General features: G+C 49.7%; 12 protein-coding genes. All 12 read left to right on the top strand.

Annotated features, from left to right (window positions below; all coding sequences use genetic code 11):
* Positions 1-443: 443 nt before the first annotated feature.
* The 12 genes from ACFE8Q_RS01565 to ACFE8Q_RS01510 all read left to right on the top strand — a co-directional run bounded on the left by ACFE8Q_RS01565 (position 444) and on the right by ACFE8Q_RS01510 (position 14,293).
* Complete coding sequence (locus tag ACFE8Q_RS01565) at positions 444-2,948, top strand: ATP-dependent Clp protease ATP-binding subunit (protein ID WP_375443593.1); 2,505 nt, start codon at positions 444-446, stop codon at positions 2,946-2,948.
* 95 nt (positions 2,949-3,043) lie between these two features.
* Positions 3,044-3,502: a hypothetical protein gene (locus ACFE8Q_RS01560; protein WP_375443592.1), complete on the top strand. Its 459-nt coding sequence runs from the start codon at positions 3,044-3,046 to the stop codon at positions 3,500-3,502.
* 73 nt (positions 3,503-3,575) lie between these two features.
* The gene (locus ACFE8Q_RS01555) at positions 3,576-4,031 is read left to right on the top strand and encodes a hypothetical protein (protein WP_375443591.1); all 456 of its coding nucleotides are present in this window, start codon (positions 3,576-3,578) and stop codon (positions 4,029-4,031) included.
* Between the two features lie 22 nt (positions 4,032-4,053).
* Positions 4,054-5,421 (top strand): type VI secretion system contractile sheath protein TssC, encoded by a 1,368-nt coding sequence (locus ACFE8Q_RS01550; RefSeq protein ID WP_375443590.1) that lies wholly within the window; start codon positions 4,054-4,056, stop codon positions 5,419-5,421.
* Between the two features lie 44 nt (positions 5,422-5,465).
* Positions 5,466-5,858 (top strand): type VI secretion system tube protein TssD, encoded by a 393-nt coding sequence (tssD, locus tag ACFE8Q_RS01545; RefSeq protein ID WP_375443589.1) that lies wholly within the window; start codon positions 5,466-5,468, stop codon positions 5,856-5,858.
* Positions 5,859-5,940: 82 nt separating this feature from the next.
* Positions 5,941-7,014: a DUF6765 family protein gene (locus ACFE8Q_RS01540; RefSeq protein ID WP_375443588.1), complete on the top strand. Its 1,074-nt coding sequence runs from the start codon at positions 5,941-5,943 to the stop codon at positions 7,012-7,014.
* Between the two features lie 18 nt (positions 7,015-7,032).
* Positions 7,033-8,925, top strand: coding sequence for a type VI secretion system Vgr family protein (locus tag ACFE8Q_RS01535; RefSeq protein ID WP_375443587.1), 1,893 nt, complete (start codon positions 7,033-7,035; stop codon positions 8,923-8,925).
* Between the two features lie 59 nt (positions 8,926-8,984).
* Entirely contained in the window at positions 8,985-9,347 is a 363-nt protein-coding gene (locus tag ACFE8Q_RS01530) for a GPW/gp25 family protein (protein ID WP_375443586.1), read from the top strand.
* Positions 9,348-9,366: 19 nt separating this feature from the next.
* Positions 9,367-11,169, top strand: coding sequence for a hypothetical protein (locus tag ACFE8Q_RS01525; protein WP_375443585.1), 1,803 nt, complete (start codon positions 9,367-9,369; stop codon positions 11,167-11,169).
* 85 nt (positions 11,170-11,254) lie between these two features.
* Positions 11,255-12,175: a hypothetical protein gene (locus ACFE8Q_RS01520; protein ID WP_375443584.1), complete on the top strand. Its 921-nt coding sequence runs from the start codon at positions 11,255-11,257 to the stop codon at positions 12,173-12,175.
* Entirely contained in the window at positions 12,172-13,023 is an 852-nt protein-coding gene (locus ACFE8Q_RS01515) for a TssN family type VI secretion system protein (RefSeq protein WP_375443583.1), read from the top strand. Before ACFE8Q_RS01520 ends, ACFE8Q_RS01515 begins: the two co-directional genes overlap by 4 nt.
* Before the next feature lie 121 nt (positions 13,024-13,144).
* Positions 13,145-14,293: a hypothetical protein gene (locus tag ACFE8Q_RS01510; protein ID WP_375443582.1), complete on the top strand. Its 1,149-nt coding sequence runs from the start codon at positions 13,145-13,147 to the stop codon at positions 14,291-14,293.
* The last annotated feature ends 1 nt before the right edge of the window (position 14,294 follow it).

Below are 14,294 nucleotides of genomic sequence, written 5' to 3'. Positions count from 1 at the left end.
ACAGGTATGCTGAAAAATACCCCTTTTGGGGGATGTATGAGGGTAGGCAGTTACGCAATTTTGATGCACGATTTACCTATCCGCACTTCTTCCTTTTTTTATGACCACGCTCCTTCTGTGTACACAGCCGCCGCCAGCAACAACGTACCTGCCGAATAATCAGCTACCCTGAAATTTCGGCTACTCGCCATGTATTCCGGGCTATTCATCCTGTCAGGCTTGTACCCAACCTGGACAAAGCCGAGTATTGAGTACCTGGAAGCATATGCCATCTACTAAGCACACAATTAACCGTATGCTCATATCCCCCTTTCATGGGATATACTGATATTCAGCGACTTGCTACGTTTGCTTAACAATTACGCGTAGGCTATCTACTGGGTTACCCCAGCTTTCGGTAAGTGTACGCCTACCCTTTAGATTACATCTATACCACACAGCTTATGGTCTCTTTCGCTTACACTGACGAATTACGGCAGGCCGTTCAGGTAGCCCAGGCTATTGCGCGCGAAAACCAGCACCTTGAGTTTGCACCGGGCCATTTGCTGGCGGGTGTGCTCCACAACGATGTTGGGCTAGCCTCGCAACTGGTGCTCTGGGACATAGATGTGATCTACCTCCGCGATTGGGCCGACATTCGTATTGAGTCGAATCCCAGGTCGGCCAGAGTCACCGACGAGCCACGCGCCTCGGAGGTTACCCGCGCCCTGCTGGAAGTGGCCGACGTGGTACGGATGAAGTTGGGCCAAACAGAGCTGAGCCCACTAGCCGTGCTGACGGCCATGACCAAACCCAATCTGGCTTTTTCGGCCGATCAGCTAAAGTCGTTTCCCCTTACCGAAAACCAACTTCTCGAATACGCCCTCCGCGATGCGGTGTTGCAACAAACCCTTACTGGTGGCTCAACCGGGGCCACAACTGGCGGTATAACACAAACAGGAACCGCGCCAGGTACGTCCCTCAAGGTACTGTTCAAATACTGCACCGATTGTACGGCGGCAGCCCGCGAAGGGCGTTTCGATGCCATCATCGGTCGGGAGCGCGAAACGGGGCAACTTCTCGAAATCCTGGGTCGTCGGCTCAAACCGAATGTGCTGATTGTTGGCGAGCCGGGCGTGGGTAAAACTGCACTTGTGGAAGGACTGGCCCAACAGATAGTTGCAGGTCAGGTACCCCCTAAACTTCAGGGAGCCACCCTATTGCAGTTGGATGTTGGGGCACTGGTAGCTGGTGCTTCGTATAAAGGAGAAGTAGAAGAGCGCCTTAAAAACATACTGGCCGAACTAAAATCGTTTGATAAAGCCCTGCTGTTTATCGACGAAATACATACGCTCCTGGACCCCAACGGCGGGGCAATGGGCACGGTCAACCTGCTGAAACCGGAACTGGCCCGTGGCGAGCTAACGCTAATCGGGGCCACCACCAACGACGAATACCGAAAGTATATCGAAAAAGATGAGGCCTTTGCCCGCCGGTTTGAACGGCTGCTGGTTGAAGAACCCGACGAACAAACGGCCACCCGTATGGTGAGCACCGTAGTACCGGCCTTTGAGGCCTATCACGGCGTGAGCCTGGTGCCTGGCACCGTAGCCGAATCGGTGCGGCTGGCGCGGCGTTATCTGAAAGATCGCCGCCTGCCCGACGCAGCTATCGACCTGATCGACCGGACCATGTCGGCGCTGAAACTGGCCAATTCCAACACCGCTCCCGAACTAGGTCGCCTTCGTGCCGAGCTACAACTCCTGACGGAACAGCACACCCATAGCCTGCCCGAACTGGCCATGCCCGACCTTCGCTGGTTTGAACGGCAAATCAACCATCGAATCAGTCCGGTGTTGTTGGGGCAGATCGACGACGAAACGGATACCACCGCCTTTGATCTTCCCGAAGCCTTTACCACTCACCTGACCAGCCTGCTTACGCGCCTCGACGGGTTGAGCGAGACACTAAGCGAACACGTTGGCCCCGCCGAGATCGCCTCCGTAGTGGCCCGCCGAACGGGAATTCCACTCGGAAAAATTCAATCGAAGGAGCGGGAAAAACTGCTCGTCCTGTCTGATCACCTTCAACAGCGGGTAGTGGGGCAAAACCATGCTACCCAGATCATTGCCGACGCCATTCTGGAAAACCGCTCCGGTCTGGGCCGGGCCGGGCAACCTATTGGCTCGTTCTTTTTCAGTGGCCCCACCGGCACCGGCAAAACCGAACTGGCCAAATCCATCGCCGATTTCCTGTTCAACGACGAACGGGCACTCATCCGGTTCGACATGTCGGAGTTCAAGGAAGAACATTCGGCTGCCCTGCTTTACGGTGCGCCTCCTGGGTACGTTGGTTACGAGAATGGTGGTTTGCTGGTCACCAAAATCCGGCAACAACCGTTCGCCGTGGTACTCTTCGACGAAATTGAAAAGGCCCACCCGTCGGTGTTCGACATTTTCCTGCAAATTCTGGACGAAGGGCTACTGCACGACCGGCTCGGCCGCGAGGGTGACTTTTCTAATGCCATTATCCTCTTCACGTCCAACATCGGTAGCGACTGGGTAGTAGAGAAAGCCGCCAAAAACGAACTGGCCACATCCGGGGAATTGATGGACATCATGGGCCGCTTTTTCCGGCCCGAATTTCTGGGCCGCCTCACGGAGATCATCCCCTTCCTGCCCATTTCGGAAGCGGCGGTGATGAGCATTTTCAACATACAACTCAAACCCTTGCTCACGGCCCTGGCCAAGCAGGGCATCACGCTAACGATTTCTGACGAGGCCCGCCGACAACTCGCGTTGGAAGGCTACACGCCCAAATACGGTGCACGCCCCCTGCGCGGCGTGATCCGCAACCGCCTCCGCCGCCCCCTCTCGCGCATGATTGTGAGTGGGGAAATAAGTAAGGGCAGCTCGTTGAGTTTGACAGTAAATGAATCTGATGAGTTGGTGTGGGGGATCGGCCTGTAGAACAAGTATCTGGCGACTTTATAAATAGCGAAATAAGGCAGTTTATAAATGGAGTCATTTGTATAAATAATAGCACACATAAACAAAATTTCATCATGGCAACGCACGGTTTTTTCTATTATTTCAACAAAAACATGGAGGACATGGGCCTTCCAGCCCCACAATCCCTGTTCGATACGCAGAGTCGCGCATTGGCAACCGCTTCAGCGATATTAAACTGCTTAAAAACACTTGGTCCGTCGGCCACGATGGGCGAAATACTAGGCGCAACAACGGGTCTGGAATTACTGGGTGTTGCCGCAGCAGTGTCTGCCTCATTCTACGCTGGTGCTGTGATTGGTAGCGTAGCTGTGGCGGCAGGAGAAGTCCTGTCTGACGTTCTATTTGCCTCAACTTCAGCACCTTCCACAGGCACAAGTGTAAGCCAGGTAATGGCATTTGCAAGCCGGCATAATATTCAGTTTCCTGGTTTAGAAAGAATTTTGCTCGCTCATCCCAGAATATTAAATTCTAATGCCTTGAATAGACATGGGTCCTATACAAGGGTGGCTTAATAAATGGATAAAGACAAGATGGATTTACCGTAAACTGTTTATCTATCCAAAAACCTCAAAACACCAGCCAAAAATGGCAGTCAATAAACCACAAATCGGCGGAGTCATTATCCCCGAAGAAACGAGCGAGGCAATCAAGTTCCTTGCGGAAAATAAAACGGCGATGGTTGGCAAATTCACCGCCGATTCCATGACACAGGCTCCTGTGGAAGGCGTACAGAAATTGCAGGAAGCCTTTGATAAGTTTGAGCCACAAATAGACGTGACTCACCAAACCGACGATGGACGGGAGGTAAGCGAAACGCTATTTTTCCAGAACCTGACCGCCTTCAGCAAGAAGGGCATCATTGACCAAAGCGCGTTTTTACAGGCCCTTCAACAGCAGGAAGACAATTACCAGACGCTGATCAAACGCCTGGTGACGAACAAGGCGTTTCAGCGGCTCCTGGCCGACCCGCAGGCCAAACAGGCATTTATTGACGCGCTCAACGTGATGGCTCAGGAAATTGACGCCGCCGACAGCAACTAACTTTTTATCTGCGCTACCTACCATGACAGACCAAGGTCAAAAAAACACCGGTCCAGCCCTCGGCCTCAAAGAGCGCGAGATCAACGTACCTACCCGCTCGCTGCCTGAGAGCGTGCAGCAGTTGTCGAAATTCGGCGGTTTCGAGTTTATTAAAACAATTGTAGACGGCACCGAAAACATGGACCCGGCCAAGAAGGCCCGCAAATCCATTTTCCTGTCGGAAGAAGAGAACAAACAGGAACGAGCCAAGCTGAAAAAACGGCTGCTCGACGTAGCTGAGTTATTGGCGGCTTACGATAACGTACCTGACATGATAGCCGCCGCCACTGAAAAAGCAGATGCTGCCAGCAATTCGCTGAAGCAGAATTTAGTGAACGTGCTGAACGAAACCGAAGAACTGGAGGCCTCGTACAGATCGCTGTCACTTTTCTTCGAAAATGCAGAGGCCGAGAAAGTAAAGAATCTGGTGCTCTTCGACGCCGGCCTCGACATGACCACCGACGCGGATGGGTTCAGCAATCCGACGGGTATTTTCGAGCAGGTAGCCAAAGAACTCCGCGATGGCTACGATAAGCTCGACCTATCAGCCAATTATTCGCTGCTGGTGCTACCAGGCTGGCTTAAGAAAAACGTCATTCTGGATAAATGGGCCGCTTTAGCGCACCAGAACAAGGTAATGCTCCTGACCGACTACCGGCACCTGGATGACCCCGACAGCGTAGAAGCCACCTTTGAAAAGGACAAACTGACGGGAGCCGACGCGTACAAAGCAAACGTGATGATGCCCTGCAACTGGATTGTGGGTCGGGAAGCCTACACCGAACTGGGGCAGGAGGAACACCTCTATGTATCGCCCGCGATGGCACTGGCGGGGATGCTCTGGGGCGGGCACATTGCCCAGCCGTCGGCAGGGGTGAAGCATGGCAAGCTCAAAATGGCGAGTGGGGTTCGGTTCAGCATGCGCAAGGGGGAAATTGCCCAGCTTGAAGATAAAGGCCTCATCCCGATGGTATACGAATATGGGCGCGTTATCCCCTTTTCGGCAAAAACGCTCTTCAATGGCGATAACGTGGGGCTGCAAACCTACAGCGTAGTCCGCGTATTTGACTGGATTGGCAAGGTATTTCAGGACTTCCTGAACCGGCGTACGTTCGAGAACATCGACAACTCCATGTTGCAGGACATCAAAACCCAGGTAGCCGAGTTTTTGGCAACCATCCGGGGGCCAGGCAAAATCATTGAGGATTACAGCGCGCTCGATATTCGCCGCCACCCCACCAACCCCACGCACGTCATTGTAAACGTGAAGTTAAAGCCATTCTTCCCCGCTAAAGTCTTCGAAATTAACCTGACTGGCACCAAGGGCAAGTGGGATGCTGAACTCTCTTAACCAACCAACTTTAATTCTACCGCATACCAAAACTAAACAAACCAATGGCACACAAATCACTCCTTAAGATTGACGGTAAAGAGTTTGAAGTACTCAACCTGTCGTACAGTTTCCACCAGCATGTGAATCCAAATACCAACGAAACAACATCGGAAGTCTTTGGCGGCAACATCGATGTGTCGATCGAGACCCGCAACGCCGACGCCAAGATCATTGAACTTATGGTACTGCCACACAAAGATGATATCAGCGGCACTGTGGAGTTGAAAAACCAAAAAGGCGAAGAGCTACGTACCATCAAGTTTGCCCATTCGGCTATTGTCAATTTCAGCGAGTCGTTTAGCCTGTCGGGCAGTGGCACAGGCACGCAGAGTTTCACCATCTGCTCACGCGACCTGGACGTGAACGGCCAGAAACTGAAGCTTCAGCGCGAGTAAAATTCGAAAATTCATGCCGGGATTTTGTACAGTAATAGCACAAAATCCCGGCTACCATCCATCGTATTTTTTACTTAAGTTAATGGAAGCTGCTGGCCATTACTATACTGTCTATTATGTCTCACTTGCCGTTGGGTTTTCTCATGAGCAAGCTAAAGATTTTGCATTCTTTACTCAGATGCCTGACCAGGTAAAAGAGTTAGATGCAACTAATTTAGAGATAGAGTATGGGAAGCACGTAGCCAGTTTAGCTAAAGATTTAATAAAAAATAATCCCCGCAAGTATGCGTTGCACCCAATACAAGCCACACAAGATGCTGAAACAATATTGCGCAACACAGATGAAAATATACAACGATTTCAGGTTGAACGGACGCTCCACTCATTGACTGGAAAAAGTGCCAAGGAAGAGCAGAAGCGAACAGTTCAATTATTACAGGATACTTTTCGGGATAATTTTGATTTAACAAAATTTGGATTCTTACTCCATCGCTTGGGCGATACATTTGCTCATACTCGTTTAGGGAAAACTGATGAACTTAATTTTGAGACTCCAGGTAGTAACGGATCTCTACTGTACAGATCGAGTTTTATTTTTACTGATGTGCTTGGGCATGGACATGCTGAAGATGGAACTTTTCCAGACCACCCCTGGCAACGCGAAACGCTCTTTTTTAACTATGTCCGAACACTATACGGTGTTTTACTTTCCTGCCTTATTATTGATCAAGCCAGGAAAATAACGTACAGTGAAAGCGGATCTAAGTCAGGATTCAGCAGAAGGTCTTACTCGTTAAGTGAAGTTGAACATGTTTTTAATGAAGCTATATCGATGTCCAAGTTTGAATATAGAAAGCGAATTAATGAATTATCCTGGGGGGATGGAAAGATTTATAGAGCCTCAAGGATAAGTTCAGTTTATGGTAGCATTAAGGAAATGGAAGAGCACGCACAATATGTATTTAAACAAGTTTTGTTCTATGATATGTTTTTTTCAATGCACATCACGGCTGATAATTATTCGCCAGAATCAGAGGCTTTATCCTCATACGATTCTTTTAGCAGAGTTCACTCTGATAAGAAAATCAATGATCTTACAGGAGCTAAAGGAGCCATGACCAGCATTGATTTAAATACGCAATCAACACAAAATTAAAATTAATTACTAAGTATTATGGCACTCTCGACCAATCAGTTAATCGCCACAGCAGAAATTACAATAAATGGCAAAATAATTAGCCAGTTTAATTATTTAAATATTAGCCAAATTTTTGGCGGACACCACGAGTTTGAAGTGAATTTTCCTATAAATTCTTTCTCCAGTACTGGGAAAAGTGACGGTATGGTAGAGATGCAGAATTTGATAGATACAAACATTGGAAAAGACATATCTATCAAGCTGATGCAGGGGGAAATGGAAAATAGACAGCTTAAAAATCAGGTTCAAAAAAATATTTTTAAAGGAATCATAACTTCGGTTAAGCTAAACAAAAATATAGGTGGTCTAGGGTCTATTTCTTTTTCAGGTGTTAGTCCAACCATATTACTGAACGCTAATGTTACATCTCGTACATTCACTTTATTAACGCTATCTGATATCGTCACTAAAGTGTTGGATCCGTTTAAAACAATTTCTAAAAATATTTCTCCGGCTTACAAGGAAAAAATAGAATACATTACGCAATACGAAGAAGACAATTTTCATTTCCTTCAACGCTTGGCGGAAACGTATGGCGAGTGGATGTATTACGATGGTCAAACGATTATTTTCGGCAAATCTGGGCGAGAAGCGGCAGCTCCTGTGGAATTAACTTATGAAGTGAACATCATAGATTTGGATTATAATGTTCGTGTTATACCGCTTAATTTTGAAGCTTCGTATTATGACTACGAAAAAGAGGAATTATTCAAGGTGCCGTCATTATCTGAATCGGTTGATGAACTTCAATCATATGGGAGTATGCTAAAAGGAAAAGCTGAAAAGCTATATAATGATGAGCTGATCAATCTTAGCTTTCAAGGTTATAAAGATAAAAATAGCTTAAAGAAAGCAGTTAAATTAAAAAAAGGTGAACGAGTTAATCAATTAGCCACTTTAAGTGGGAAAACTCCAGAAATGGAAATACGATTAGGAGGTTTAATAAAAGTAAAAGATGATACATACCAAACGATAGATAGTACCGTAGGTAGAACTAAAACAAGTACTACAGATTATGGAACTTTTGTTGTCACGCGGATTAGCCACTCGCTTGACTCACGTGGTGTATACAAGAATTATATTGATGCAATTCCACAAGATACGAGTTGTAGCCCGGTGGACTATCATATTATAGCCCCGCAGGCTAAACCTCAACCTGCGTTAGTTGTAGACACAAACGACCCTAAAGAGTTAGGTCGTATCAAAGTTTCTTTTTACTGGCAAGGTACCGAAAATACGCCCTGGATTCGAGTTTCGAATATGATGGCTGCTGGATCTAAGTCGTACTTTATCCCTGAAATTGCGGATGTTGTTTTTGTTGACTTTGAATTTGGCAACCCTGATTTACCTTTTGTAACGGGAGCCATGTATTGCGGTAAGGAAGAAGGGTTTAAACCCGGCTCACTGTTCAACAAAGACAACAATATCAAGGGCATTATCACCCGTAGCGGTAACCACATTATCATCAATGATGAATCAGGTAAAGAAAGTATCAGCATTTACAATAAAGATAAAAAAAATAGCATCGAATTATCGCTCGATGGCACACACATTACTATTAAAAGTACGGGTGATATTAATCTTCAGGCGACCGGCGACATTACTATGAAAGCAAAAAATATTATGATGACGGCCGAAAAAGACGCTAAAACGAAAGCCCAGCATGCTGTTATGGAAACCACCGGGGGAGATGTAGAACTGATTGCCGGAAAAGAACTCATGCTGTCGGCGATGACAAATGCCACGCTTAGTGCCACGGCGGAATTGAAGGCATCGGGGGCAATGGTTAAGGTCAGCGCCGATGCCTCGCTCGATCTGGAGAGTAGTGGAGTTGCCTCATTGAAAGGTACACTCGTAAAGATCAACTAGCTATGACCGACTACTACGCCATACCACCTTCATTTGGCGACTTAACCAGGTGCCAGGTCTTGAAAAAGCTGCCAATCGAAGAGTCGGTTGCGCAGCATATTGGCTTGTATCTGGCTACCCGGCCCGGTCAGTATCCGTATGACCCACAGTATGGCTGTATTCTTCACAACTACGAGTTTCATGAACTGAACGAAACCCCCAGCAAAGACCAGATAAAGCGATCTATTGAAGACTACCTCAAAAAGCTCGATCAACGCATTGAGCCAGAGCGGGTAACCGTTGAAGTGGCCGACATTGAAGAGAAAGTGGAAGGCCGTAACCCGCGCATATGCCGGTATGTGCAGATCGTGATCCGCTGCCGGCTTATCCAAACGCATCAGTCATTACCCGAGATGAAGTTTCGGGTAGTTCGCTATTCATAACACACCTACCAAGCTGACCATGACACCACAACGCCAACGATCTCGCGAAAGCATCCGCAGCGAGATGATCCGGGAGGTTGCACGTACCTGGAACTACGACGAGTCGGAAATGGCGGTCGAGGGCTTCGATCCGCTTGTAGGTTTGCTGGTAGGTGCTTTTGCTACCGGCCTGGAAGGGCTGCACCACGAGTTGCAGAATTCACGCACGCGTATTGTGCAACGGCTGGCTCAGTTGCTCACCCCCGAAGTGATGACAGGCCCCCGGCCTGCTCATGCCGTGATGCGAACAAACGTAGTAGACCCAGTTTTCGAGGTGCTCCCTACGCACTCATTTTCGTGCAATGCAGGCGGTAAAGAAGTTCATTTCTCAGCAGCAGGCTCTTTTGCTCTGATCAATGCCAAACTCAAAACGTTTGTTATTCAGAACAAGGTAAGAGCCTATGGAACAACGGCTAAAGAGTCGTTTTTGAATCAGGTAATTCCTGAAAATAGCGGCTGGATCGGTCTTGAGTTAGACCCTGAGCTTACCGCATTCGAGGACTTCCTGCTCTTCTTCGATTGGCGGAATGACCCGCTCCGGTCTACTCACCTGGAGCAGGTTGCCGGTATCCGGGTGTTCTTGGGCGATACCGAACTCGATCTGTTACCGGGTCTACCGGATATATACGTACCCGGTGAACAAAGTCTTTCCCATACGCTGCACGATCAGGTACGTCGCTACTATAACCGCCACTTTTTATCAATCAGCAGCCGGACAAAAACCGATCAGCAGCCAATCTCACTGGCCAACTGCCGCAGTAAGTACCCTGATGAACTAAGTCAGTTCCTGACGGCTGAGGAGTCGGCTAAATTGTTTTCGACAGAGCTGGTCTGGCTAAAACTTCAGTTTCCGGTTGGCTTGCGTGAAGAAACGACCTACCGTGTTCAGGTCGAGGTAAACGCTTTTCCGGTGGTAAACCGCAAGCGATGCATCGACACACATGAGCTACGCCCATTTTTCAACATTTTCCCGATTCGGGTCGAGAATCAGGAGTCTTTTTTGGAGCTGATCGATGTTGAAACCGCCAGCGGACAATTGATTCAGCCAGCACAACAGATCACCTCCGAAACACAACATCAGTATGTACTCCGTAAGGGCGGGGTCACCCGGTTCGACGAACGGGATAGCTACGACATCATCGCCTACCTTCTTACCCTGCTCCGCGACGAAAGCGCCATGTTCATGTCGCTGGGGCGTAGTGAATTGGAAAGCGAAGTAGAAGAGATCAGAAAACGACTCGAAAAGATCAACACGGCCATTGGGCAGGGGAACGACCAGCACCTGTTTTTAACCGTAAAAACACCTGAAAAGAATGGGCGGGTCACTGTTCGATTCTGGAGCACTAATGGTGAATCGGCCAACCGCATTCCGTTTGGCACCAAACTCAGCAAAGAACGTGGTCAGTTGTTTTTCACAGATGATGAATCTGTATTACTAACCACTACTACAGGTGCCAGACAACAACTGAAGGTGGATGAAAACCTGCCTGCTTTCCGGCAGGCTCTGCTTACAAGGGGCAGACTGGTAACGGTAGAGGACATCAAGGCTGTCTGCTTTGCTGAATTAGGTGATAGGCTGCTACATGTCAGTGTATCGAAAGGACTGATGACCGGTGCCACCAAAACGCAGGGCCTAATGCGCACTATCGACGTGCAGCTAAAGCCCAATCCTAAACGATTAACAACCGACGAGGAGTGGGACGAGTACTGCCATTTGATAAAGCAACTCATTGAAAAACAATCATTTCTGCTAACACCCTACCGGGTTCTGGTTGTAAAATAAAGCCGTAAGACCGATGTCACTTCTACCTACTATAGATGCTCTTCTCAACCAGGTACCAACCAGGCGGCTGCGCTTTGAAACAATTGTGAATGAGCTTCTTGAGGAAAAAGTACTCACTAAAGAGGACCTGGTAATTCGTCCTGAACGCACGTCGGTCTATAATTTCGAACGGGATATTACGACCGTGAAAGAACGACCCGAGAGTAACGGGACAACACGCTGGCAGGTTGATATTCCGCGCGATGGTTTTTACGATTCGTTACCTGAGCAGCTATTCCATCGGGCCAAGGGGCGGCCCAAAGACGAAGATCACTGGGAAGAGATCAGAGAAGAGGAAGAAAAGCAGGAGGACGAATCGAGGCACTTCTTTTTACCCTTCGATAACGAGTTGAACCACCAAAGGGCAGCTATTGCCCGGTTTGAAACCCAAATTCTTCGTGGTGATGACAATGCATTGCTAACCGAGCTACTAAAGCTGATAGCGCCCGAGGCAGAGGCTCTTTCCTTAACCGTCTCGCAAAAATTAACGCTCTTTCTGTTAATCACAAGAGCCCACTGGGTGGTTGGCAACTGGCCCGAAACGGCCATCTATTTCAGTCGTTTCTTGCAAGTACCCGTCAATATTACCTACGGGCCACAACGCGTTTCTCCCTTTAGTCCGGCTTCGCGCAACGCCCGGCAAAAGCTGCAACCTCGGCTGGGAGCAACCAGAATAGGCATTGACTGGATAGTACCTCCTGCTCTGGAAGTTATTGACGAGGGCGGCATCGTACAACTGGCTATCGGGCCGCTTACTACAACGCAACTTATTGATTTTCTGCCTGGTGGCATTGGGTGGCGGTATGTATCACTGCTGGCAGGCTACCTGTTTCCCGTTGATGCCGATTACCTGGTGGTGCCTATTCCAGAGGCTGGAAAGGCCTTTTTCACGCTGGCCGACAACACTACGACTGGTCGACTGGGTATGACGACGGAATTATCACAACCTACTTCCTATGCCTCATGACTACTGACCTTATTCTACCCCTTGTTAGTCTGTTCAGCCTTGCTTTGGCCGCGTTGGTACTGCTCATTGTGAGGCGGAAAAGCGACGTGCTTAGTAAACGAATGGCGCTTTATCTGCTGGCCGGTCTGGCTGTGGCGGCGGGTATAGGGGCCTCACTGGCCCGGATAGAGTCGGTTACCACAGCTTTTTACTGGCTCGAAGGGCTGGTGCTGGTGCTGGGTGTGGGCCATCTGGTTTTGGCCCGATCGCAATTTTCCTGGATTCACACCGCTCCTGTCAGCGATGAACTAAGCTTACTGATGCTGACGGCGGCTTTGCTGGCAATGGCACAAACGCTGGCATACGGTCTACTCCGACCCTCAGGTACGTTCCTGCCGGCCGTGGCACTGGGCTGGCTTCCGTTCTTCCTGCCTACGCTGTTTATGCTGGCCTACGAAGCATTTGCAAAAATTCCGGCGCGGGTCTATCGGAAATGGTTTTACCCCGTCGACCGCGAGGTGCCGCTGATTGAACTGGTCGATACCATCCGGCTGCATGTTCAGGTGAGCAAAAAGCCCGATCAGCCGCAGTTGACGACCTATACCGTGAAAGCACCCATAGACCGGAGTTTACACGACCTGTTTCATTACATGATTTACTCGCATAATAACGAGGAAGACCCCGAAAACCCGATCGAATACCACGAAGTGGATACGGAAGGGAGCTTGCTGGGATGGGTTTTCTACCGACCGAAACTGGGCGGTTTCCTGAAACACTACCTCGACCCCAGCCTGTCGCTGAGCCGAAGCAAGCTTACATCCGACACCATCATTGTTGCCCGAAGCTACGTCAGCAGCATTCAAAAATAGGCCTCTTTTTAAGTCCTCTGTCCTCCGTCTTCTGTCCTGTGTTGCGCTGCTATTTACCCACAAGGTTCATTACCAACGCAACAGAAGACAGAAGAAGGAAGACAGTAAACAGATAAATACCATGCTTCCTCAACTGACCCACTGGCCCGTAAACTGGGCCGACGGAATGAAGGTAACCCGGGGCCACCTACTGGCTACCGACGATGCCACCCGCGACATGGCCCGCGACGCGGCCGGGTCGTTGTTGTCTGGTCTCGACTATGGTTTGCTGCCGCCCGCTGCCGGGCAGGACGTACCCCTGCGCCTTACCTGCGACGGACAATCGGTGGTGCTGTCGGTATGCCGGGCCATTACACCGGGTGGTGCCCGCATTGAGCTAAGTACCGACCCGGCCGACGTGCTGCACCTGTCACTTACCGCCGTCCGCGAAGCCTGGGTACGCATGGGGCAGTCGGTTGGGTACGTCGTTGTTGAAGCAAACCCGTTCGACCCGCAGCCACACGGTCAGCCCAACCCCGACGAAGAACCACTGCGTTATCCATTCGTACGGCCCAGTCTGCGGCTGAGCGCGGTGCCCGTAGTGAATCTGCATACAGCCTTGGCGGCAGCGTATCACCTGCCGGTAGGTAAACTCCTGTTAGCCAACGGAATATTTAGCCTGGCCGACGGCTACCTGCCTCCAAGCCGGGCGGTGGGTTCGCTACCCGACTACCGTGATCTGTACCACAGCCTGCGCAAACAGCTCAGCGAATTGCTCAATTACGCGGTAGCCATTCTGGTACGCGTACGGACCAATGCCCGTTCGGGCCAGCCAAACGCACTGGCAACCAGCATTGGGTACGTTGCCGAAGCATGCCTGCACAGCCTGGGCGACCAACTCGATGCTTTTCAGCTTCGGGGGCTGCATGATGCGCCGGTGGGGTTGGCCGGCGTAGGAAAACGACTGGCCCGCACGCTGCAAATCGCCATTCAGAGCACACCCGATCGAGAACGGGAAGCCATGTTCAATTACATCAAAAACTGGACGCCGGTAACGCCTGTGCAGTGGGAAACGGCTTTGCAGGACATGCTCGATACACCGTACGAACACGCCGACTGTCAACCTGTCATGGCTGCCTTCATTCGCCTGAACGAGTGCCTGGCCAAGCTCTTCTCAAAGCTCAGCGACCTGAATTACCTGGAACGCTCGAAAGACGAATTTTTTGTCGAAAAACAGGACTTACCTGCGCCTAAACCGGCTGGGGTGCGCAGTGGATTCTGGAGTAAATGAC

The organism is uncultured Fibrella sp. (genome assembly GCF_964250085.1).
In the GTDB taxonomy this organism is placed as follows: Bacteria; Bacteroidota; Bacteroidia; order Cytophagales; family Spirosomataceae; genus Fibrella.
This window is presented reverse-complemented; position numbering and strand designations above follow the sequence as displayed.